This window comes from Streptomyces alfalfae (genome assembly GCF_004127445.1).
Taxonomy (GTDB): Bacteria; Actinomycetota; Actinomycetes; order Streptomycetales; family Streptomycetaceae; genus Streptomyces; species Streptomyces alfalfae.
Window position 1 is genome coordinate 379,874 of sequence record NZ_QEXM01000057.1, and the last position, 21,316, is coordinate 401,189.

Genomic DNA, 21,316 nt, shown 5'->3' on the forward strand with positions numbered 1-21,316 from the left:
CGAGTACGAGGAGGGAAACGTGGTGACGCACCCCCTTGCCGCCCCGCAGAGCGGGCGGCTTCCTTGAAGGCTCTGATCCTGGCGGGCGGAACGGGCAGCCGACTGCGGCCGTTCACCTTCACCAGTGCCAAGCAACTGCTGCCCATCGCCAACAAGCCCGTGCTCTTCTACGGCCTTGAGGCCATCGCCGCGGCCGGCATCACCGAGACCGCGATCGTGGTCGGCCGGCACGGCACCGAGATCCGCGAAGCCGTGGGCGACGGCGCCCGCTTCGGACTCCGGGTCACCTACCTGCAACAGGACAGCCCGCTGGGCCTCGCCCACGCGGTGCTGCTCGCCCGGGAGTTCCTCGCCGAGGACGACTTCCTGCTCTACCTCGGCGACAACTACCTGCAAGAGGGCCTCACCGGATTCGTCCGGCGGGCCGAGACCGACCGGAGCGCGGCCCGGCTGCTGCTCACCCCGGTGCCCGACCCCACGGCCTTCGGCGTGGCCGAGCTCGACGAGCACGGCGACGTCCTACGCCTGGAGGAGAAACCGGACCGGCCGCGCAGCGACCTCGCCCTCATCGGCGTCTACGCCTTCGGCCCGCAGATCCACCCGGCGGTCCGGGCGATCAGCCCGTCGGGCCGCGGCGAGCTGGAGATCACCGACGCCGTGCAGTGGCTGATCGACCAGGGTCAGCGCGTGGCCGCGGAGACCACCGAGCGGCCCTGGCGCGACACGGGCAGCGTCGACGACCTCCTGGAGGTCAACCGGCAGGTGCTCGACGGCATGACGGGCCTCGTCGAGGGCAAGGTCGATCCGCACAGCACCCTCGTCGGCCGCGTCCGGGTGGCCGAGGGCGCCGTCGTACGCGGCTCACGCCTGGTCGGCCCCGTGGTGATCGGCGCGGGTACCGTCGTCAGCAACAGCAGCATCGGCCCCTACACAGCCATCGCCGAGGACTGCCGGATCGAGGACAGCGCCATCGCGCACTCCGTACTGCTGCGCGGCGCGCAGGTCGAGGGGGCCTCCCGCATCGAGAGCTCCCTGATCGGACGGGGCGCCGCGGTGTCCCCCGCGCCCCGCCTCCCCGGCGCCCACCGGCTCGTCATCGGAGACCACAGCAGAGTGCAGCTCACCTCATGACCGACAACGCCCCGGCGCACGCCGCCGGCCCCCGGACCGCGGGCACGGACCGCGCCTCCCGCATCCTCGTCACCGGCGGCGCGGGGTTCATCGGCTCCGCCCACGTCCGCGCACTGCTCGGGCCCGACGGCCCGGGCGGTGCGGTGACCGTCCTCGACAGCCTCACCTACGCCGGCAGCCTCGCGCGGCTCGCGGAGGTGCGCGACGACCCCCGGTTCACGTTCGCGCACGGCAGCGTCTGCGACGCCGAGCTGGTCGACGCGCTGGTCGCGGACCACGGGCAGATCGTGCACTTCGCCGCGGAGTCCCACGTCGACCGCTCCATCGCGGGCGGCGCCGACTTCACCCGCACCAACGTGCTCGGCACCCAGACGCTGCTCGACGCCGCGCTCCGGCACGGCGTCAGCCCCTTCCTGCACGTCTCCACCGACGAGGTGTACGGCTCGCTGCCGCACGGCGCGGCCACCGAGGAGTCCCCACTCGCGCCCAACTCGCCCTACGCGGCGTCGAAGGCGGCCTCCGACCTCATCGCCCTGGCCCACCACCGCACCCACGGCCTCGACGTCAGGGTCACCCGCTGCTCCAACAACTTCGGCGCCCACCAGCACCCGGAGAAGCTGATCCCGCGCTTCCTCGCCGCCCTGCTCGACGGGGACAGCGTGCCGCTGTACGGCGACGGGCTCCAGATCCGGGACTGGCTGCACACCGACGACCATGTGCGCGGCCTGGAGCTGGTGCGCACCGGAGGGCGGCCGGGCGAGGTCTACAACATCGGCGGCGGCACCTCCCTGACCAACCTGGAGCTGACCCACCGGCTGCTCGCGCTGTGCGGCGCGGACAGCGGGCGCATCGCCCACGTCACCGACCGCAAGGGCCACGACCGCCGATACGCCGTGGACCACACCAAGATCAGCACCGAGCTCGGCTACCGCCCGCGGACCGACTTCGACGAGGCCCTGGCCCGCACGGTCCACTGGTACCGCGAGAACCGCGCCTGGTGGGAACCCCTGCTGCCGGCCCGCTGCTAGCCGCGCCCCCCGGAGTCCGTGCGAGGGCCCGTGAAGAGGCCTAGGCGGAGCGGCGGTCGTCCCGCCGGCCCGACGCGGTCGAGTCGCGGACGACCAGCTCCGGCAGGAAGACGAACTCGCTGTGCGGCGCGGGCGTGCCGCCGATCTCCTCCAGGAGCGTGCGGACCGCGGCCTGGCCCATCGCCTGCACCGGCTGGCGGATCGTGGTCAGCGGGGGATCGGTGAAGGCGATGAGCGGGGAGTCGTCGTAGCCCACCACGGAGATGTCGCGGGGCACGTCGAGGCCCCGCTCGCGGGCGGCACGGACCGCGCCGAGCGCCATCATGTCGCTGGCGCACACGATCGCGGTGCAGCCCCGGCCGATCAGTGTGTCCGCCGCGGCCTGGCCGCCCTCCAGCGAGTACAGCGAGTGCTCGATCAGCTCGGCGGAGGCCTCGGCGGTCATCCCGAGGCGCTCGCGCAGGCCGAGCTGGAAACCCTCGATCTTGCGCAGGACCGGCACGAACCGCCGGGGGCCCACCGCGAGGCCGACGCGGGTGTGGCCGAGCGCGGCCAGGTGCGTCACGGCGAGCCGCGCCGCGGCCCGGTCGTCGGTGGAGACGAAGGGGGCCCGCACCTTGGGGGAGAAGCCGTTCACGAGGACGTAGGGCACGCCCTTGCCGCGCAGCACCTCGTAGCGCTCCATGTCGGCGGTGGTGTCCGCGTGCAGGCCCGAGACGAAGATGATGCCGGAGACGCCGCGGTCGACCAGCATCTCGGTCAGCTCGTCCTCGGTGGAGCCGCCCGGGGTCTGGGTGGCGAGCACCGGTGTGTACCCCTGGCGGGTCAGGGCCTGTCCGATGACCTGGGCGAGCGCGGGGAAGATGGGGTTGTCCAGCTCGGGTGTGATCAGTCCGACCAGGCCCGCGCTGCTGCGCTGGCGCAGGCGGGAGGGGCGGTCGAAGCCGAGCACGTCGAGCGCCGCGAGGACGGATTCCCGGGTGGCCGCCGCGACACCGGGCTTGCCGTTGAGGACGCGGCTCACGGTCGCTTCGCTGACCCCCGCCTGCGCTGCGATGTCGACGAGCCGTGCGGTCATGGACTGGACTGTACCTGTCACCGGCCCGCTTGCCCACCAGATGGGCAAGGGCATGCAACTTTGCTGCAAGCTTCCGTTCATGCAAGAAACTTGCAGCTCTGAAAGCGGCCGCCACGGGGGATTAGGGCCACCTCAGAGCGGTGTCAAGCGCATCGTTGGCAACCGTAAGGACACGCAGCGGTAACAATGACCAACGCTTGCAGAAATTTCCCGCAAGGTCTTTCGGAGCTTTTTCAATCCTGTTACGTTCCCTGGCAACCCGGCGCCGCGTCCAGTGCGGCTCACCCGGAGGCGCCTCTCCCCCGAGGTCACGCCTCCCCTCGTTCCTCGGGTTCAGTCGAAGGAGTTCACATGCGGCGTGGCATAGGGGCCACCGCGCTGGTCGCGGCCCTCACCCTGACGGCGGCAGCCTGCGGTGGTGACGACGGTGACAGCGGCAAGAAGAGCTCGGGCAAGCTCTCCGGCACGGTCACCTTCTGGGACACCTCGAACGACGCGGAGAAGGGGACCTACGAGAAGCTCGCCAAGGGCTTCGAGAAGCTCCACCCCGACGTCAAGGTCAACTACGTGAGCGTCGCGTTCGGCGAGGCCAACGCCAAGTTCAAGAACGCCGCGGGCGGCAACTCCGGGGCCCCCGACGTGATGCGCACCGAGGTCGCCTGGGTCGCCGATTTCGCCAACCTCGGCTACCTCGCCCCGCTGGAGGGCACCGCCGCACTGGACGACGCGGGCGACTACCTGCCGCAGGCGGCGGCGAGCACCAAGTTCAAGGGCAAGACGTACGCGGTCCCGCAGACCATCGACACCCTGGCGCTCTTCTACAACAAGAAGATGCTCAAGAAGGCCGGCGTCCCGGTCCCCGCCACCTTCGACGAGGTGAAGTCCGCCGCGAAGAAGATCAAGTCGAAGACCGGCAAGACCGGCCTCTACCTGCGCGGCGACGACCCGTACTACTACCTCCCGTACCTCTACGGCGAGGGCGGCGACCTCCTCGACACCAAGAACAAGAAGATCACCGCCGACGACCCCGAGGGCGCCGCCGCGTTCAAGGTGATGAAGGACCTGGTCGACTCCAAGGCCGCCACCACCGACGCGAGCGACGGCTACAACAACCAGCTGAACGCCTTCAAGGACGGCGAGGTCGCCATGGCGATCGACGGCCCCTGGTCCATCGAGGGCGCGCTGCAGGGCAAGGAGTTCAAGGCGGACAAGGGCAACCTCGGCGTCGCCCCCGTCCCCGGTGGCAGCGACCGTCAGGCCTCCCCGCAGGGCGGCTGGAACCTCGCCGCCTACGCGGGCTCCGGCAACCTCGACGCGAGCTACGAGTTCATCAAGTACATGAGTTCCGCCAAGGTGCAGCAGCAGACCACCGAGAAGCTCAGCCTGCTGCCCACCCGCACGTCGGTCTACGACGAGAAGTCCGTCAAGGACAACCAGATGGTGCAGTTCTTCAAGCCGGCCGTGGACAAGTCCGTGGAGCGCCCGTGGATCCCGCAGGCCAACTCCCTCTTCGAGCCGATCCGCCTGCAGATGGGCAAGGTGCTCAGCGGCAAGGCCTCGCCGCAGGGCGCGGCGGACGGCGTCGGTGACGCCTACCGCAAGCTCCTCAAGGACTACAAGTAAGCAGCGGGAACGGGAAGAAGAGGAGGGCTGACCGCCTCATGGCTGTCGAGAGCGGCCAGTCGGTGGTGAAGGCCGCGGATGCCCCGGGCATCCGCGGCCGCGGCCACCTGACCGGCAAAACCGACCGCACCGGGAAGAACCACCGGTCCGGCAAGAACCCCGGGCGCCTGCGCCGGGCGCTGTCCACCCACTGGTACGCCTGGGCCATGGTCGCCCCCGTGGTGACCGTGATCGGCGTGATCATCGGCTACCCGCTGGTGCGCGGCCTCTACCTGTCGACGACCGACGCCAACGAGGCGAACGTCGAGCGCACCATCGGCGTCAACCACATCCCGGCGACGTACGAGTCGGTCGGCCTCGACAACTACACCGCGGTCCTCTCCGACGGCGTGTTCTGGGACCGGCTGACCTGGACCGTCATCTGGACCGTCTCCTGTGTCGCGCTGTCCTTCGCGCTCGGCCTGGCCCTGGCCAACATGCTCAACCGCAAGCTGGCGGGACGCTCCTTCTACCGGATGGCGCTGATCCTGCCCTGGGCGGTGCCCGCCTTCGTCTCCGTGTTCACCTGGCGGCTGATCTTCAACGAGAAGAACGGCATCCTCAACAAGCTCCTGGCCGGCGGCGGCATCGACGCCATCCCGTGGCTGAACGACCCCACCTGGGCCAAGCTCTCGGTGATCACCGTCAACGTCTGGCTCGGCGTGCCGTTCATGCTGGTCGCCATGCTCGGCGGCCTCCAGTCCATCCCGGGCGAGCTGTACGAGGCCGCCGAGATGGACGGCGCCAACGCCTGGCAGCGCTTCCGGCACATCACCCTGCCGGGCCTGCGGTCCGTCAGCAGCACGGTGATCCTCATCAGCAGCATCTGGACCTTCAACATGTTCCCGGTGATCTTCCTGCTCACCCGGGGCGGTCCGGGAGACGCCACCGAGATCCTGGTGACGTACGCCTACCGGCTCTCCTTCGTCGTGAGCCCCCGCGACTTCGCGGGCTCCGCGGCCTGGGGCGTGATCATTCTGCTGCTCCTTTCGCTCTTCGCGGTGTTCTACCGCCGCGCGCTCCGCAAGCAGGGAGAAGTCTGGTGACCACCGCGACGAACCGACCGACCGGGACCACGAGCCCGAGCGAGCCGAAGCGGAAGGTCAGGGCGCGCGGCGAACGCGGCCCCCTGGCCTCCGTCGGCCTCCACGTGACGCTGCTCATCGCCTCCGCCATCGCGGTCCTGCCGCCGCTGTGGCTGCTGATCACGTCGTTCAAGCCGCAGAGCGAGGCGTTCTCCACCGCCCTGGTGAAGGACTTCACCCTCGGCAACTACGACCACGTCATCAACGACACCGAGTTCGTGAGCTGGGTCGGCAACTCCCTGCTCGTCGTCGGCCTGACCACCGTCATCGGTGTCTTCATCTCCGCGACCACCGGCTACGCCGTCAGCCGCTTCAGGTTCCCCGGCATGCGGCCGCTGATGTGGCTGCTGCTCATCACCCAGATGTTCCCCGTCGCGGTGCTCATCGTGCCGCTGTACAACCTCCTCGCGAGCCTGGGCCTGCTCAACCAGCCCATCGGCCTCGTCGTCACCTACCTGACGATCGCCGTGCCGTTCTGCGCCTGGATGATGAAGGGGTACTTCGACACCATCCCGGTGGAGATCGACGAGGCGGGGCGCGTGGACGGCCTCAACCCGTTCGGCACCTTCTGGCGGCTCATCGTGCCCCTGGCCAAGCCGGGGCTCGCCGTCACCGGCTTCTACAGCTTCATCACCGGCTGGGCCGAGGTCGCCTACGCGTCCGCGTTCATGACCGGCGAGGAGAACCTCACCCTCGCCGGCGGCCTGCAGACCTTCGTCAACCAGTACACCAGCGACTGGGGCTCGCTGACGGCCGCCGCGGTGATCGTCGCGGTGCCCGCCGCGATCATCTTCGGCTTCGTCCAGCGCCACCTCGTCGGCGGACTGACGGCCGGCGCGACCAAGTCCTGACTCTCGATCTCTCGATCCCAGGGAAGACATGACCCAGCATCTCGCTGCCCCCACAGCCCCCGCCTCCGGCACCCGCACGGACTGGTGGCGCGACGCGGTGATCTACCAGGTCTATCCGCGCAGCTTCGCCGACGGCAACGGTGACGGCATGGGCGACCTGGCGGGCATCCGCGCCAGGCTGCCCTACCTCCGGGACCTCGGCGTCGACGCCGTCTGGCTCAGTCCGTTCTACTCGTCGCCGCAGGCCGACGCCGGATACGACGTCGCCGACTACCGCGCGATCGACCCGATGTTCGGCGACCTGCACGACGCCGACGCCCTCCTGCGCGACGCCCACGCGCTGGGCCTGCGCGTCATCGTCGACCTGGTGCCCAACCACTCGTCCGACCAGCACGACTGGTTCCAGCGCGCCCTGCGCGAGGGCCCGGGCTCCCCGCTGCGCGAGCGCTACCACTTCCGCCCCGGCAAGGGCGCCGACGGCGAACTCCCGCCCAACGACTGGGAGTCCATCTTCGGCGGCCCCGCCTGGACGCGCGTCGAGGACGGCGAGTGGTACCTCCACCTCTTCGCCCCCGAGCAGCCCGACTTCAACTGGGAGCACCCCGCCGTCCGGGACGAGTTCCGCTCCATCCTGCGGTTCTGGCTCGACATGGGCGTCGACGGCTTCCGCGTCGACGTCGCCCACGGCCTGGTCAAGGCCGAGGGCCTGCCCGACCTCGGCACCCACGACCAGCTCAAGCTGCTCGGCAACGACGCCATGCCGTTCTTCGACCAGGACGGTGTGCACGAGATCTACCGCAGCTGGCGCGCCGTCCTCGCCGAGTACGCGGGCAACGACCTCGGCCCCGCGGGCTCCGGGGGCCGGGGCCAGGGGTCGGGCGCGCGCATCCTCGTCGCCGAGGCCTGGACGCCCACCGTCGAGCGCGCCGCCGCCTACGTGCGCCCCGACGAGATGCACCAGGCCTTCAACTTCCACTACCTGGGCACCTACTGGGACGCCGCCGAGCTGCGCGCGGTCATCGACGAGTCGCTGGCCGCCATGCGGCCCGTCGGGGCCCCCGCCACCTGGGTGCTCTCCAACCACGACGTCACCCGCCACGCCACGCGGTTCGCCAACCCGCCGGGGCTCGGCACCCAGCTGTGCACGCCCGGCGACCGCGAGCTCGGCCTGCGCCGCGCCCGCGCCGCGACCCTCCTGATGCTCGCGCTGCCCGGCTCCGCCTACGTCTACCAGGGCGAGGAGCTCGGCCTGCCCGACGTCACCGACCTGCCCGACGAGGTGCGTCAGGACCCCTCGTTCGTCCGGGCCAGCGGCCAGGACGGCTTCCGCGACGGCTGCCGGGTGCCCATCCCGTGGACCGTCGACGGGCCGAGCCACGGCTTCGGCGCGGGCGGGAGCTGGCTGCCGCAGCCCGCCGGCTGGGGCGAGCTGAGCGTCCAGGCCCAGACCGGTGACCCCGACTCGACCCTGGAGCTCTACCGGCGGGCGCTGCACGTACGGCGGACGCAGCCGGGCCTCGGCGCCGGTGACTCGCTGGAGTGGCTCGACGCCCCCGAGGGCGTGCTCGCCTTCCGCCGCGAGGGCTTCGTGTGCACCGCGAACACCACGGGCGCCCCGGTGCGGATGCCGGCCCCCGGCCGGGTCCTGCTCGCCAACACCGCCGTGGAGATCGTGGACGGCACGACCGAACTGCCCGCGGACACCACCGCCTGGTGGGCGGTGTGACCACCTCCCCGCCGCGCGCCTCGGACTGGGCCGACCGCGGTGCTCCGCGCCTCGCGGACATCGCGGCCCAGGCCGGGGTGAGCGAAGCCACCGCGAGCCGGGTGCTCAACGGCAAACCGGGGGTGGCGACGGGCACGCGGCAACGGGTGCTCGCGGCCCTGGACATCCTGGGCTACGAGCGCCCGCTGCGCCTGAAGCGGCACAGCGCCGGTCTCGTCGGGCTCGTCGTCCCCGAGCTGAGCAACCCGATCTTCCCCGCCTTCGCGCAGGTCGTCGAGCAGGTGCTCGCCGGGCACGGCTACACGCCCATGCTGTGCACCCAGATGCCGGGCGGCGCGACCGAGGACGAACTGGTCGAGCAACTGGAGGAGCGCCGCGTCAGCGGCATCGTGTTCCTCTCCGGGCTCCACGCGGACACCACGGCGGACCCCACCCGCTACCTCGAACTGGCGGGGCGGGGCACGCCGTTCGTCCTGATCAACGGCTACAACGAGAACATCCCGGTGTCCTTCGTCTCGCCCGACGACCGAGCGGCGGCCCGGATGGCGGTGCGCCACCTGGTCGATCTGGGGCACGAGCGGATCGGTCTGGCCATCGGCCCGACCAGGTACGTGCCCTCCCGGCGCAAGGCGGAGGGGTTCACCGCGGCGCTGCACGGCCTGCTCGGCCTGGCACAGGGGGAGGCCGAGCGGCTGGTGCAGCGCACCCTGTTCACCGTCGAGGGCGGCCACGCGGCGGCCAGCGCGCTCCTGGACCAGGGGTGCACGGCGATGGTCTGCGGCAGCGACATGATGGCGCTCGGGGCCGTGCGCGCGGTGCGTCAGCGCGGGCTCTCGGTGCCGGGGGACGTCTCCGTCGTCGGCTTCGACGACTCGCCGCTGATCGCGTTCACCGACCCGCCGCTGACGACGGTGCGTCAGCCGGTGCAGGCCATGGCCACCGCGGCGGTGGGCGCGCTGCTCGAAGAGATCCAGGGCAACCCCGTGCAGCACACGGAGTTCGTCTTCCAGCCCGAGCTGGTCGTCCGGGGGTCCACGGCGCAGGCGCCGCGCTGAGAGCGGACGTACGGGCCAGGCTCTGGAAGGACGGCCCCGGAGCCGGCCCGGTCGGGGCAGCGGGGTGACGATGTGGCCCCGGGGCCTTCCCGTTCCTGGGACCCGGCCCGAACGGCCGGGCGCGTGGGGCCCGGTGTGCCGGGCCCCCGGCCGCTCGAACCGGAGTCGTGGTTGAACGTAACACCGTCGCAATCTCTTGCGAAAGGTCTTGCGGCGTATGAAATCCCGGAAACCGCAGTGTGGCGACCAGTTGTGCGTGAAGGGTTGACCCCGGTTCCCCGGGGTCGTACGGTCTCGTCCGAAATCGGCGTTGAAATGTTGCTGCAACATCCTTCAACGGCCTGACGGGCACGGCGCGTTGCCGCACAGGGCCATCCCCACTGACGCAGGAGACCATCATGGCTGCCCGGAAGACCGGGGTCCGCAGACCCCTCGCCGCCACCCTCGCCCTCGCCGCCGGAGTCGCCGGCGGCCTCGTCGCCGGAGCCCCGCAGGCACAGGCCGCCCCGCCCGGCGGCAAGGACGTCACCGCCGTGCTCTTCGAGTGGGAGTACGCCTCGGTGGCCAAGGCGTGCACGGACCAGCTCGGCCCCGACGGATACGGCGCCGTGCAGGTGTCACCACCACAGGAGCGCCTCCAGGGCGAGGCGTGGTGGGCCGCGTACCAGCCCGTGAGCTACAAGATCGGCACCCGGCTCGGTGACCGGTCCGCGTTCAAGAACATGGTGGACACCTGCCACTCCGCGGGCGTCAAGGTCGTCGCCGACGCGGTGATCAACCACATGACGAACGCCTCGGGCACCGGCTCCGCGGGCTCCCGCTTCACCAAATACGACTACCCGGGCACGTACTCCCGCTTCGACATGGACAACTGCCAGGCGTCCATCAGCAACTACCAGGACCGCTGGAACACCCAGAACTGCGAACTGGGCGGCCTCGCCGACCTCGACACCGGCGAGGAGTACGTCCGGGGCAGGATCGCGACCTACCTCAACGACCTCCTCTCCCTCGGCGTCGACGGCTTCCGCGTCGACGCGGCCAAGCACATCCCCGTCGACGACCTCAAGAACATCAAGTCGCGGCTGAACAAGCAGGACGTCTACTGGAAGCAGGAGACGCTGTACGGCGCGAACGAGGCGGTCTCGCCGAGCGAGTACACCGCCGTCGGCGACGCGCAGGAGTTCCGGTACGCCTGGGACCTCAAGCGGGTCTTCAACGACGAGAAGCTCGCCTACCTCAAGAACTACGGCGAGGGCTGGGGCTACATGCCCGGCTCCAAGTCGTCCGTCTTCGTCACCAACCACGACACCGAACGGCACGGCCAGAGCCTCAACTACAAGGACGGCGCGAAGTACACCCTCGCGCACGTGTTCATGCTCGCCCTGCCCTACGGCTCGCCCGACGTGCACTCCGGCTACGAGTTCAGCAACAACGACGCGGGGTCGCCCGACGGCGGTCATGTGAAGGCCTGCTACAACGACGGCTGGAAGTGCCAGCACGCCTGGCCCGAGATCAAGAGCATGGTCAAGTTCCGCAACGCCGCGCACGGCAAGGGCATGACCAACTGGTGGGACAACGGCAACGACGCGATCGCCTTCGGCCGCGGCGACAAGGCGTACGTGGTGATCAACCACGAGGGTCACGCCGTCAACCGGACCTTCCAGACCTCGCTGGCCGCCGGCACGTACTGCGACGTCCAGGGCCGCAGGACCGTCAACGTCAACGGCTCGGGGCAGTTCACGGCGTCCGTGGCGCCCGACACGGCGCTCGCGCTGCACGTGGGGGCCCGCAAGTGCTGAGCGCCGTGCGGCGCGGCTGAACCCGTCCTCTGGGCCGCCCGGCATCCGCCTTCCCGCTGCCGGGCGGCCCGCCCCGCCCCGGGCTCCGCCCCTCTCACGCCGGAGTGACTCAGGGCTCGGCCCCTGGTCCCGCCCCCTGACGCCGGGGTGCTGGATTCCAGGGCTCCGCCCCGGACCCCGCTCCTCAAACGCCGGAGGGGCTGAATCCCAGGGCGTCGCCCCTGGGTCGCTCCTCCTCCGCCGGAGTGATTTCAGGGCTCCGCCCCTGGTCCCGTTCCTCCTCCGCCACACGCCCGAGGGGCCCCGCTTCCGTCCCTCCCCCTTCAAGGAGACCCCCTTGACCGGCTCCCCCCGTCGTTCGCTCCTCGCCACCTCCCTCGCCCTGCTCGCCGTCGTCGTGCCCCTGGCCCCCTCCGTCGGCGCGGCGCCCAGGGCCTCGGCCGTCGCCGACGCGGGCGACGCGCTCGATCCGACCAAGGCCAGAGCCCAGTGGATCGACCGGAACACCCTCGCCTGGGACCTGCCCGGCGCCGCCGGCGCCCGGCACGAGCTGGTGTACGACCCCGACGGGCGGCTCACCGTGCGGGACGGGAAGCTGGTCGGGGAAGGGCGGCGCATACGCCTGACACCGGTCGAGGGCGGCCTGACCGAGGCCCAGCGCCAGAAGTTCCCGCACCTCAAGGGCTATGCCGCCTTCAGCGTCGAGCCGCGCGACCGCGCGCAGGCCCGCCGTGCCCTGACCGGCCAGGTCGTCGCGGTCCGCGAGGACGCCGACGGGACGCTGCTCGACGCCACCGGCGTCCAGACGCAGGGCATCCTCGATGACCTCTACGGCGCCGCCGCCACCAAGGCGGAACTCGGCCCGAGGTTCCGCCACGGCCGCACCTCGCTCGCCGTCTGGGCGCCCACCGCCCGGTCCGTCGCCCTCGAACTGGACGGCAGGACCGTGCCCATGCGGCGCGACGACACCAGCGGCGTGTGGTCCGTCAGCGGCCCCAAGGCCTGGCAGGGCAAGCCGTACAGGTACGTCGTGAAGGTGTGGGCGCCCAGCGTCCAGAAGGTGGTCACCAACAAGGTCACCGACCCCTACTCCACCGCCCTCACCGCCGACTCCGCCCGCAGCCTCGCCGCCGACCTCGACGACCCGCGGCTCGCCCCCGCCGGCTGGGACCGGCTGCGGAAGCCGAGGGCGACACCGCTGCGGGACGCGCAGATCCAGGAACTGCACGTCCGCGACTTCTCCGTGGAGGACCGCACGTCCCGCCACCCCGGTGAGTACCGCGCCTTCACGGACAAGGCGTCCGACGGCATGAAGCACCTGCGCGAGCTCGCCAGGGCCGGCACGTCGTACGTCCACCTGCTGCCCGTCTCCGACTTCGGCATCGTCCCCGAACGCCGCGGTGACCAGGCCGAGCCCGACTGCGACCTGACGGCGTCCGCGCCCGACTCCGACGAGCAGCAGGCGTGCGTCTCCGAGGCCGCCGCCGAGGACGGCTACAACTGGGGCTACGACCCCGTGCACTACACCGTGCCGGAGGGCAGTTACGCGAGCGACCCGGACGGGACCCGGCGCACGGTCGAGTTCCGGCAGATGGTCCAAGGCCTGAACCGCTCCGGGCTGCGGGCCGTCATGGACGTCGTCTACAACCACACGGTCGCCGGCGGCCAGGCCGACGAGTCCGTCCTCGACAAGATCGTGCCCGGCTACTACCACCGGCTCCTCGCCGACGGAAGCGTCGCCAACTCGACGTGCTGCGCGAACACCGCGCCCGAGAACGCCATGATGGGCAAGCTCGTCGTCGACTCCGTGGTCACCTGGGCCAAGGAGTACAAGGTCGACGGCTTCCGCTTCGACCTGATGGGCCACCACCCCAAGGCCAACATCGTCGCCGTGCGGAAGGCCCTGGACGCGCTGACGCCGAAGAAGGACGGCGTCGACGGGAAGAAGGTCATCCTCTACGGAGAGGGCTGGAACTTCGGCGAGGTCGCCGACGACGCCCGCTTCGTCCAGGCCACCCAGAAGAACATGGCGGGCACCGGCGTCGCCACCTTCTCCGACCGCGCCCGTGACGCCGTGCGCGGCGGCAGCCCCTTCGACGAGGACCCCGGCGTCCAGGGCTTCGCGAGCGGCCTCTACACCGACCCCAACGCCTCGAAGGCGAACGGCACGAAGGCCGAGCAGAAGGCCCGGCTCCTGCACTACCAGGACCTGCTGAAGGTGGGACTGACCGGCAACCTGGCCTCGTACACGTTCACCGACTCCGCGGGCCGCAGGGTCAAGGGCTCGCAGGTCGACTACAACGGTTCCCCCGCCGGATACGCGGCGGCCCCCGGCGACGCCCTCTCCTACGCCGACGCGCACGACAACGAGTCGCTGTACGACGCGCTCGCCTTCAAGCTCCCCGCGGACACCTCACCCGCCGACCGCGCCCGCATGCAGGTGCTCGCCATGGCGACCGCGACCCTCGCCCAGGGCCCCTCGCTCTCCCAGGCCGGCAGCGACCTGCTGCGCTCGAAGTCCCTCGACCGGAACTCCTTCGACAGCGGCGACTGGTTCAACGCCATCCACTGGAGCTGCCGCGACGGCAACGGCTTCGGGCGCGGGCTGCCGGTGGCCGCGGACAACAAGGCCAAGTGGAGCTTCGCCAAGCCCCTCCTGGCCTCCGCCGCCCTGAACCCCGGCTGCCGGGAGATCGACGGCGCGTCGGCCGCCTACCGGGACCTGGTGAAGCTGCGCGCGAGCGAGCCCGCCTTCTCCCTGACCACGGCCGCCGAGGTCCAGTCCCGGCTCTCCTTCCCGCTCTCCGGCACCGACGCGGAGACGCCGGGCGTCGTCACCATGCGGGTCGGTGACCTCGTCGTCGTCTTCAACGCGACCCCGGACGCGCGGGAGCAGCGGGTGGCGGGCCTGAAGGACACGGCGTACCGGCTGCACCCCGTACAGGCCAAGGGCGCCGACACCACCGTCAAGGCGTCCTCGTACGAGCGGAAGTCCGGTACCTTCACCGTCCCCGCCCGTACGGTCGCCGTCTTCGAGCGGCGCTGAGGACGCCCCCGTCAGTGCGCGATGCCGTCGATCAGCTCCCGCGCCCCCTGGCGCAGGAGCGCGACGGCCACCGACGTGCCGAGCGTCGCCGGGTCGAGCGGGCCCGCCCACTCGTGGGCGTTCAGCACGGTCTTGCCGTCGGGGGTGAAGACGCAGGCGCGCAGCGACAGGTCGCCGCCCCGCTCGGAGCGCGCGTACCCGGCGATGGGGGAGTTGCAGTGGCCCTGCAGCACGTGCAGGAACATGCGCTCGGCCGTCGCCTCGCGCCAGGCGTCCCGGTCACCGAGGGCCGACACCGCGTCGATCGTCGCGGTGTCGTCCTCACGGCACTGCAGGGCGAGGATGCCGGCGCCGATCGGCGGACACATCGTCTCGACGGACAGCACGTCGGTCGCCAGGTCGGGGCGGCCGATGCGCTCCAGGCCGGACTGCGCGAGCAGCAGCGCGTCGGCGTCGCCCGCGGCGAGCTTCTCCAGGCGGCGCCCCGCGTTGCCCCGCATGGGCACGCACTCCAGCTCGGGGTGCGAGGCGGCGAGCTGCGCCCGGCGGCGCACCGAGGAGGTGCCGATGCGGGAGCCGGCCGGCAGCTCGTCGAGGGTGAGGCCGCCGGGGTGGATCAGCGCGTCCCTGATGTCGTCGCGCTTGAGGAACGCGGCGAACGTCGTGCCCGCGGGCAGCGGCCGGTCCGCCGGTACGTCCTTCACGCAGTGCACGGCGAGATCCGCCTCGCCCGCGAGCAGCGCGGCGTCGACCTCCTTGGTGAAGGCGCCCTTGCCGCCGAGCTGCGCCAGGTCGCCCATCCAGCGGTCGCCCGAGGTCGTGACCGGCACGACCTCGGTGCGGATACCGGGGTGCAGCGCGGCGAGCTCGGTGCGGACGCGCTCCACCTGGGCCAGGGCCATGGGGGAGGAGCGGGAGACGATGCGGATCAGTTCAGGAGCGGACATGCGCTCCACGATAGGCCTTCGCGGGGGCGGGTCACGCACGTGTCCCCGATCCGGGAGGTGTGGCAAAGGGCGTCCGGCGTAGCCCAGTTGGCCCAGTGACAGGTGGGGCGCGGGGTTCCCGGCGGCATGTGCGGCCCGGCCGCCGCCCGGGTCCGCTCCGCGTGCGCGACCGCGGTCCGCCTCATAGCGTGAGGTGACGAAGGCGCGGCCCGGCGCCGCGCCCGCCCCTGGGAGGCCCGTATGTCCACCCCCGCCGCGCCGCCGGAACGCGGGGCCGTCGCGCTCGCCCCGATGACGCCCGCCCATCTGGCCGATGTCCTCGCCCTGGGGCGGAGGGTCTACGACACCTCCGTCAAGCCGTACACGTCGTGGTCCCTCTCGGCCATCGCGGGCCACCTCGACAGCGAGGCGTCCGCCTGCTGGGTGGCGCTCGACGGGGAACAACTCGCCGGTTTCGTGCTCGGCTCGATGGGCTTCGACCAGCGCTCCGACTGGGGCAACCTGGAGTGGATCGCGTGCGCCCCCGAGTACCAGGGCCAGGGCGTCGCGAGCCGCCTGGTCAAGGCGTGCTGCGCGACGCTCACGGAGGCCGGGGCCGACGCCGTGGTCACGGACGTCGAGTCCCGCAACACGGCGTCGGCCGCCCTGATGCGCGCCAACGGCTTCGAGGCGAGCGTGTCGGTGACGCTGTTCGTGCGCGAGAACACCGGCTAGGGCCGGTCCTGGAGCCGGCCGCCGGTCCCCGCGAGGTGTGCGGGGGCCGACGGCCGGGGCCCGTCGTGGTCAGCCGGTGCGGGTCACGCGACGCGGTCCGCCGCGAGCAGCAGCGCGCTCACCCGCTCCCTGGCGCGCGCCACCCGGGAGCGCACCGTCCCCACGGGGCAGCCGACGGCGGCGGCGGCGTCCGCGTACGGGAGTCCGACGAGCTGGGTCAGCACGAACGCCTCGCGGCGCGGCGCGTCCAGGGCCGCCAGCAGGTCGAGCAGGGCCACGCCCTCCTCGAAGCCGGGCAGACCGCGCGGCTGGGCACGCTCCGCGCTGGCCTGCCAGTCGCCGGTGTCGGAGATCCGGGGCCGGGCCGCCGCCATGCGGAAGCGGTCGGCGACCGTGCGCCGCGCGATGGCGAGCAGCCAGACGCGGGCGCAGGAGCGGGCGGCGTAGCCGTGGAGCGAGGTCAGGGCGCGCAGATACGTCTCCTGGGTCAGGTCGTCGGCCGCGTGCGGGTCGCCGCTGAGGTGGGCCACGAAGCGCAGGACGTCACGCCGGGTGGCGCGCACGAACCGCTCGAACGCGTCGCCGTCGCCGTCGCGCGCGGCGAGGGCCCATTCCGTTATCAGCTCGTCCCGGGCCGCGTCCGTGCCGTGTCCGGGGTGCACGAGGGCATGAGGCATCGCAAGAGGTCCTTCGGTGAGGAGAGTTCGGTGCTTCGGCGGGGAACGCCGAAGATCCGCCCGGCACGTGGGGTGCGGGCGGTGTCAGGAACTGGCCGGAAGGACCGGCGGACCTCTGCGGGAGACGGCGTGCTGCAGGAGGACCCCGCGCAGCCGCGGTACGGGCGCGAGCGCGCCGACGTGCGGCGGGGCCGGGGGAAGGGAGACGGCCAGGGCCGTGAGGACCAGCCGCAGCGGCACGAAGACGGCGGCGGCGAGGGCCCGCCCGGTGCGGAACACGGCCGCCTCGCCGCGCCACAGCCACAGGGCGCAGAGCAGTGCGGCGGTGAGGTGGGCGAGGAACATGCCGAGGGCGCTGTGCCCGAAGACGGACATGATCCAGTGGGAGACGCCCTCGTCCGGCATGGCGGCGTGCGGTGACGCCGGCACGGGCACCGGCATGGGGTGGCCCGTGTGGTCCATGCCGCCACCCGTGGCCGTGGACACGGGCGCGGAGGCCGGCACGGCGGCCGGGGCGGGCGCGCTCACCCGCTGGGCCAGGCCGAACAGTTCGTGCAGGCCCAGCTGCGACGCGACGGTGGCGCCGGTGACCGCGAGGGCCCCGCGCTCACACCCGGTCAGCCACCACGCGGCGGCCGACGTGGCGGCGAACGCGTACCCCACCGCCCACCAGGGCAGCGGGGCACCGGACATGAGCGCGTGACCCAGGGCCGTCGCCACCACGCACACGGCCGCGAACACGGCGGCTCGTGCGAGGCGGAACGCGGGCCCTGACGTCATGGGAAGCATCGTGCCAGGCGGGAAGGGGGCCTCGGGCGGCGGTCCTGGAGTTCCCCGCGGCGCGCCCCCTGCCCGGCGGGGCGCGCGCCGCCGGCTAGGACCGCTCGCCCGCGTCCTGCCCGTCCAGCGACTCCACGGTCTCCCGCGGTCCGGGCACCACCGCGGCAGCGGGGTCCCCGGCCATGCGGCGGCGGGCGATGACCCCGCTCACGTGATCCGCGACGGGCTGCGTGTAACGGGCGGTCAGCGGGCCGACGATGACAAGGATCAGGACGTACGCCGTGGCCAGCGGCCCCAGCATGGGTTCGATGCCCGCGGCGACCGCGAGGCCGGCGATGACGATGGAGAACTCGCCGCGCGCCACCAGAGCGCCGCCCGCGCGCCAGCGGCCCCGTACGGAGACGCCCGCGCGGCGCGCCGCCCAGTAGCCGGTGGCGATCTTCGTGCACGCGGTGACGACGGCGAGCGCCAGGGCGGGCAGCAGCACCGGCGGGATGCTGGCCGGGTCGGTGTGCAGGCCGAAGAAGACGAAGAAGACGGCGGCGAAGAGGTCCCGCAGCGGCGCGAGCAGCGAGTGGGCGCCCTCGGCGACCTCACCGGAGAGCGCGATGCCGACCAGGAACGCGCCGACGGCGGCGGACACCTGGAGCTGCTGCGCGAGCCCGGCGACCAGGATGGTCAGGCCGAGCACCACGAGGAGCAGCTTCTCCGGGTCGTCGCTGGAGACGAAGCGGGAGATGAGCCGTCCGTAGCGCACCGCGAGGAAGAGCACGACGCCGGCCGCGCCGAGGGCGATGGCCAGCGTGAGGCTGCCCGCGGCCAGGCCGACGCCCGCGAGCAGCGCGGTGATGATCGGCAGGTAGACGGCCATCGCCAGGTCCTCGAGGACCAGGATGCTGAGGATCACCGGGGTCTCGCGGTTGCCGAGCCGCCCGAGGTCCCCGAGGACCTTGGCGATGACGCCCGACGACGAGATCCAGGTGACACCGGCGAGGACCACGGCGGCGACCGGGCCCCAGCCCATGAGGAGCGCGGCGACGGCGCCCGGCACGGCGTTGAGCGTCATGTCGACGAGCCCGGCCGGATACTGCGTCTTGAGGTTGCTGACGAGGTCGCTCGCGGTGTATTCGAGCCCGAGCATCAGCAGCAGCAGGATGACGCCGATCTCGGCGCCGATGGCGACGAACTCCTCGCTCGCGCCGAGCGGCAGCAGCCCGCCCTGACCGAAGGCGAGCCCCGCGAGCAGGTACAGCGGGATCGGCGAGAACTGGAAGCGCCCGGCGAATCTGCCGAGCAGGCCGAGGGCCAGGATGATCGCGCCGAACTCGATCAGGAAGACAGCGGAGTGCACGCGGTCACTCCCTTCCGAGTATCGTCGCGGCGGTCTCCACGCCTTCGCGCGTGCCGATCACGATGAGGGTGTCGCCGCCCGCCAGCCGGAAGTCGGGGGCGGGGGAGGGGATGGCATCGGCCCGCCGCAGGACCGCGACGATCGAGACGCCGGTCTCGGTGCGCATCCGGGTCTCGCCGAGGAGGCGCCCGTTCCAGTGCGAGGTGGCCGACAGCAGCACCCGCTCGGCGACGAGGCCGAGGTCCGTGGTGTGCAGCAGGTTCGGGCTGTGGTGCGAGGGCATCAGGGCGTCGATCAGCGCGTCCGCCTCACCCGAGCTGAGCCGCAGCGACAGCGCGCACTCGTCCGGGTCGTCGGAGCGGTAGGCGCTCAGCGTCCGCGCACCGTCCCGGTGCGCGACCACCGAGAGCCTGCGCTGTTCTCGGGTGGTCAGGTCGTACCGGATGCCGATGCCTGGAAGCGGCGTACGGCTGAGACGTGATGCGGGCACAGCTCTCCCCTTGCGTGATAAGCGATCAACCCCAAGCTGTCACCCTATCGGGCGTTAAGGATTGGCAAAATCACGCCGGAAGCGCCGCGCACCGTCACACGTCGCGCCGGGACAGCACCGTCTCGACGGTGTCCGCCTGGTCGGCGGGCTTGTCCTCGCGGTAGCGCACGACGCGGGCGAAGCGCAGGGTGACGCCCGCCGGGTAGCGGGAGGAGCGCTGCAGGCCGTCGTAGGCGATCTCGACGACCAGCTCGGGGCGGACCCGCACGACGAAGCCGTCCCCGCCGACCGCCAGCTCTTGGAGGCGCTCGGTCTGCCAGGCCAGCATCTCGTCCGTCATGCCCTTGAAGGTCTTGCCGAGCATGGCGAAGCTCCCGTCGGGCCGCCGCGCGCCCAGGTGCAGGTTGGAGAGCTTGCCGGTGCGGCGGCCCGAGCCCCACTCGGCGGCGAGGACCACCAGGTCCAGGGTGTGGACCGGCTTCACCTTCAGCCAGGAGGCGCCCCTGCGGCCCGCGTTGTAGGCGGCGTCGAGCGACTTCAGCACCACGCCTTCGTGGCCGCGCCCCAGCGTCGCCTCGAAGAACTCCTGGGCCCCGGCGCGCTGCCGCTCGTCGGCCGGGTCCTCGACCAGGGTGCGGCGGACCCGCATCGGCTCGGGGACCAGGGCGGTCAGCTCCGTGTGCCGCTCGGTCAGCGGCAGGTCCACCAGGTCCCGGCCCGCCACGGACAGCGCGTCGAAGAAGACGGGGGACAGGGGCAGCTCGGCCGCCGCGGCCGCCACGTCGACGCGGGAGCCGACACGCCCCGCGATGTCCTGGAACGGCCGCGGACGCCCGCCGGCGTCCAGCGCGATGACCTCACCGTCCAGGATGAAGCTGTCCCCCCTGAGCTCCCGCGCGGCGGCGGTCAGCTCCGGCAGCCGGTCGGTGATGTCGTCCAGGGTGCGCGTGTAGACCCGTACGGTGTCGCCGCTGCGGTGCACCTGGACGCGGATGCCGTCCAGCTTCTCCTCGACCGCGCACGCGCCGAGCTTGTCGACGGCCTCGGCGACCGACGGGGCGCCGTGCGCGAGCATCGGCTGGAGCGGGCGGCCCACCGTCAGGCGGAACTCCTCCAGCGCCTCGGCGCCGCGTGCGAGCAGGGCCTCGGCGACCGGGGCCACACCCCCGGCGAACATCACCGAGCGCCGCACGGCGTCCGCCGGGGTCCCGGTGGCCACCGCGAGCCCCTCGACGGCGACCGCGTCCAGGGCCCCCTGCCGCAGCTCGCCGGTGAGCAGGCCGGTCAGGAGCTTCTGTTCGTCGGCGGTCGCGGCCCCCAGCAGCTCGCCCACCAGGCGCCTGCGCTCGGCCTGGGACCCGGCGCCGGACACCGCGCCGATCGCGGTGAGTGCCGCGTCCACCCCCGCCACGGTCAGCGTCGCCTCCCCGGCGGGCGGCCCCGCCTCCTTCAGCGTGCTCCAGCCGATGCCGAGGCGTCCCTGGGGCAGCCGCCCCGCGAGATACGGGATGACGACCGGCACGTCCTCCGGCTCCGCCGCGCGGAACAGCTCGGCGAGCAGAGCGATCTTCCGGGACCTGGCGGAAGTGGCGGCCACTTCCTTGGACACGTGGGCGAGCCGGGCGAGCAGCATGGGGCCATCCTGCACCGGAGGCGTGCCGGACGCAGCCGGGGCCGCTGTTCACCGGAGGGACGTGTGCGACCCGTCGTGCAGGGCACTCGGAACGCGCGGCGGTGCGGCCGACCACGGGCGGCCACGGAGCCTCAGCGGCGAGGGGGTGACGCAGGTCATATGAATCTTTTGGCGTGCCGCCGTAATGGAGGCCCGTGTCCCGGGTCCCAAGGGCATGGGGCCTCGCCGCCGGAGGTCCCGAGAACCGGAACGACCGAAGTGGA

15 protein-coding genes and 2 pseudogenes are annotated in these 21,316 nt (G+C 72.2%); 10 read left to right on the top strand and 7 right to left on the bottom strand.

Translation table 11 applies throughout. From position 1 onward, the window contains the following. Positions 1 to 63: 63 nt before the first annotated feature. Both DCW30_RS36180 and rfbB read left to right on the top strand, forming a co-directional pair. Complete coding sequence (locus DCW30_RS36180; protein ID WP_076682701.1) at positions 64 to 1,131, top strand: glucose-1-phosphate thymidylyltransferase; 1,068 nt, start codon at positions 64 to 66, stop codon at positions 1,129 to 1,131. Further along, a complete protein-coding gene (rfbB, locus tag DCW30_RS36185; RefSeq protein ID WP_076682699.1) occupies positions 1,128 to 2,159 on the top strand; it encodes a dTDP-glucose 4,6-dehydratase in 1,032 nt (343 codons plus the stop codon). The genes DCW30_RS36180 and rfbB overlap by 4 nt, the downstream gene beginning before the upstream one ends. Before the next feature lie 40 nt (positions 2,160 to 2,199). Here the strand turns inward: rfbB and DCW30_RS36190 are convergent, their stop codons facing one another. Further along, positions 2,200 to 3,237: a LacI family DNA-binding transcriptional regulator gene (locus tag DCW30_RS36190; protein WP_076682698.1), complete on the bottom strand. Its 1,038-nt coding sequence runs from the start codon at positions 3,235 to 3,237 to the stop codon at positions 2,200 to 2,202. 351 nt (positions 3,238 to 3,588) lie between these two features. On the opposite strand from DCW30_RS36190, the gene DCW30_RS36195 reads away from it, so the two are divergent. From DCW30_RS36195 to pulA, 7 genes and pseudogenes are all read left to right on the top strand, one after another. Further along, positions 3,589 to 4,860, top strand: coding sequence for an extracellular solute-binding protein (locus DCW30_RS36195; RefSeq protein WP_076682696.1), 1,272 nt, complete (start codon positions 3,589 to 3,591; stop codon positions 4,858 to 4,860). Between the two features lie 38 nt (positions 4,861 to 4,898). Further along, positions 4,899 to 5,945: a carbohydrate ABC transporter permease gene (locus tag DCW30_RS36200; RefSeq protein WP_076682694.1), complete on the top strand. Its 1,047-nt coding sequence runs from the start codon at positions 4,899 to 4,901 to the stop codon at positions 5,943 to 5,945. Next, positions 5,939 to 6,835 carry a sugar ABC transporter permease gene (locus DCW30_RS36205; RefSeq protein WP_373569006.1) on the top strand — a complete coding sequence of 299 codons (897 nt, stop codon included), beginning with the start codon at positions 5,939 to 5,941 and terminating at the stop codon, positions 6,833 to 6,835. Before DCW30_RS36200 ends, DCW30_RS36205 begins: the two co-directional genes overlap by 7 nt. 28 nt (positions 6,836 to 6,863) lie before the next feature. After that, complete coding sequence (locus DCW30_RS36210; protein ID WP_076682692.1) at positions 6,864 to 8,561, top strand: glycoside hydrolase family 13 protein; 1,698 nt, start codon at positions 6,864 to 6,866, stop codon at positions 8,559 to 8,561. Next, entirely contained in the window at positions 8,549 to 9,616 is a 1,068-nt protein-coding gene (locus tag DCW30_RS36215) for a LacI family DNA-binding transcriptional regulator (RefSeq protein ID WP_062772629.1), read from the top strand. Before DCW30_RS36210 ends, DCW30_RS36215 begins: the two co-directional genes overlap by 13 nt. A gap of 398 nt (positions 9,617 to 10,014) precedes the next feature. After that, positions 10,015 to 11,412, top strand: a pseudogene (locus DCW30_RS36220) (alpha-amylase); the annotation flags it as partial. Positions 11,413 to 11,869: 457 nt separating this feature from the next. Then, positions 11,870 to 14,461: pseudogene (gene pulA / locus DCW30_RS36225) on the top strand (pullulanase-type alpha-1,6-glucosidase); the annotation flags it as partial. An 11-nt stretch (positions 14,462 to 14,472) separates the two neighbouring features. Here pulA and hemC read toward each other — a convergent pair. Beyond that, positions 14,473 to 15,408, bottom strand: coding sequence for a hydroxymethylbilane synthase (gene hemC / locus DCW30_RS36230; protein WP_076682686.1), 936 nt, complete (start codon positions 15,406 to 15,408; stop codon positions 14,473 to 14,475). Positions 15,409 to 15,648: 240 nt separating this feature from the next. Between hemC and DCW30_RS36235 the strand changes: the two genes are divergently transcribed. Further along, positions 15,649 to 16,122 (top strand): GNAT family N-acetyltransferase, encoded by a 474-nt coding sequence (locus DCW30_RS36235; protein ID WP_076682684.1) that lies wholly within the window; start codon positions 15,649 to 15,651, stop codon positions 16,120 to 16,122. Between the two features lie 83 nt (positions 16,123 to 16,205). On the opposite strand, the gene DCW30_RS36240 is transcribed toward DCW30_RS36235, so the two are convergent. The 5 genes from DCW30_RS36240 to DCW30_RS36260 form a co-directional block, all read right to left on the bottom strand. Then, positions 16,206 to 16,799 (bottom strand): sigma-70 family RNA polymerase sigma factor, encoded by a 594-nt coding sequence (locus tag DCW30_RS36240; protein ID WP_076682682.1) that lies wholly within the window; start codon positions 16,797 to 16,799, stop codon positions 16,206 to 16,208. Between the two features lie 84 nt (positions 16,800 to 16,883). Then, on the bottom strand, positions 16,884 to 17,579 hold the full coding sequence (locus DCW30_RS36245; RefSeq protein ID WP_076682679.1) for a hypothetical protein: 696 nt from the start codon (positions 17,577 to 17,579) through the stop codon (positions 16,884 to 16,886). A gap of 94 nt (positions 17,580 to 17,673) precedes the next feature. After that, positions 17,674 to 18,930: a cation:proton antiporter gene (locus DCW30_RS36250; protein ID WP_076682677.1), complete on the bottom strand. Its 1,257-nt coding sequence runs from the start codon at positions 18,928 to 18,930 to the stop codon at positions 17,674 to 17,676. Between the two features lie 4 nt (positions 18,931 to 18,934). Further along, complete coding sequence (locus tag DCW30_RS36255; RefSeq protein WP_062772610.1) at positions 18,935 to 19,420, bottom strand: cation:proton antiporter regulatory subunit; 486 nt, start codon at positions 19,418 to 19,420, stop codon at positions 18,935 to 18,937. Positions 19,421 to 19,514: 94 nt separating this feature from the next. Continuing rightward, complete coding sequence (locus tag DCW30_RS36260; protein ID WP_076682675.1) at positions 19,515 to 21,053, bottom strand: ATP-dependent DNA ligase; 1,539 nt, start codon at positions 21,051 to 21,053, stop codon at positions 19,515 to 19,517. Positions 21,054 to 21,316 lie beyond the last annotated feature (263 nt).

What these genes read in the sequence shown, in the direction of transcription:
- rfbB (WP_076682699.1), top strand. Translation starts at nt 1,128, where the DNA reads ATGACCGACAACGCCCCGGCGCACGCCGCCGGCCCCCGGACCGCGGGC.
- DCW30_RS36190 (WP_076682698.1), bottom strand. Translation starts at nt 3,237, where the DNA reads ATGACCGCACGGCTCGTCGACATCGCAGCGCAGGCGGGGGTCAGCGAA.
- DCW30_RS36195 (WP_076682696.1), top strand. Translation starts at nt 3,589, where the DNA reads ATGCGGCGTGGCATAGGGGCCACCGCGCTGGTCGCGGCCCTCACCCTG.
- DCW30_RS36200 (WP_076682694.1), top strand. Translation starts at nt 4,899, where the DNA reads ATGGCTGTCGAGAGCGGCCAGTCGGTGGTGAAGGCCGCGGATGCCCCG.
- DCW30_RS36210 (WP_076682692.1), top strand. Translation starts at nt 6,864, where the DNA reads ATGACCCAGCATCTCGCTGCCCCCACAGCCCCCGCCTCCGGCACCCGC.
- hemC (WP_076682686.1), bottom strand. Translation starts at nt 15,408, where the DNA reads ATGTCCGCTCCTGAACTGATCCGCATCGTCTCCCGCTCCTCCCCCATG.
- DCW30_RS36235 (WP_076682684.1), top strand. Translation starts at nt 15,649, where the DNA reads ATGTCCACCCCCGCCGCGCCGCCGGAACGCGGGGCCGTCGCGCTCGCC.
- DCW30_RS36240 (WP_076682682.1), bottom strand. Translation starts at nt 16,799, where the DNA reads ATGCCTCATGCCCTCGTGCACCCCGGACACGGCACGGACGCGGCCCGG.
- DCW30_RS36245 (WP_076682679.1), bottom strand. Translation starts at nt 17,579, where the DNA reads ATGACGTCAGGGCCCGCGTTCCGCCTCGCACGAGCCGCCGTGTTCGCG.
- DCW30_RS36260 (WP_076682675.1), bottom strand. Translation starts at nt 21,053, where the DNA reads ATGCTGCTCGCCCGGCTCGCCCACGTGTCCAAGGAAGTGGCCGCCACT.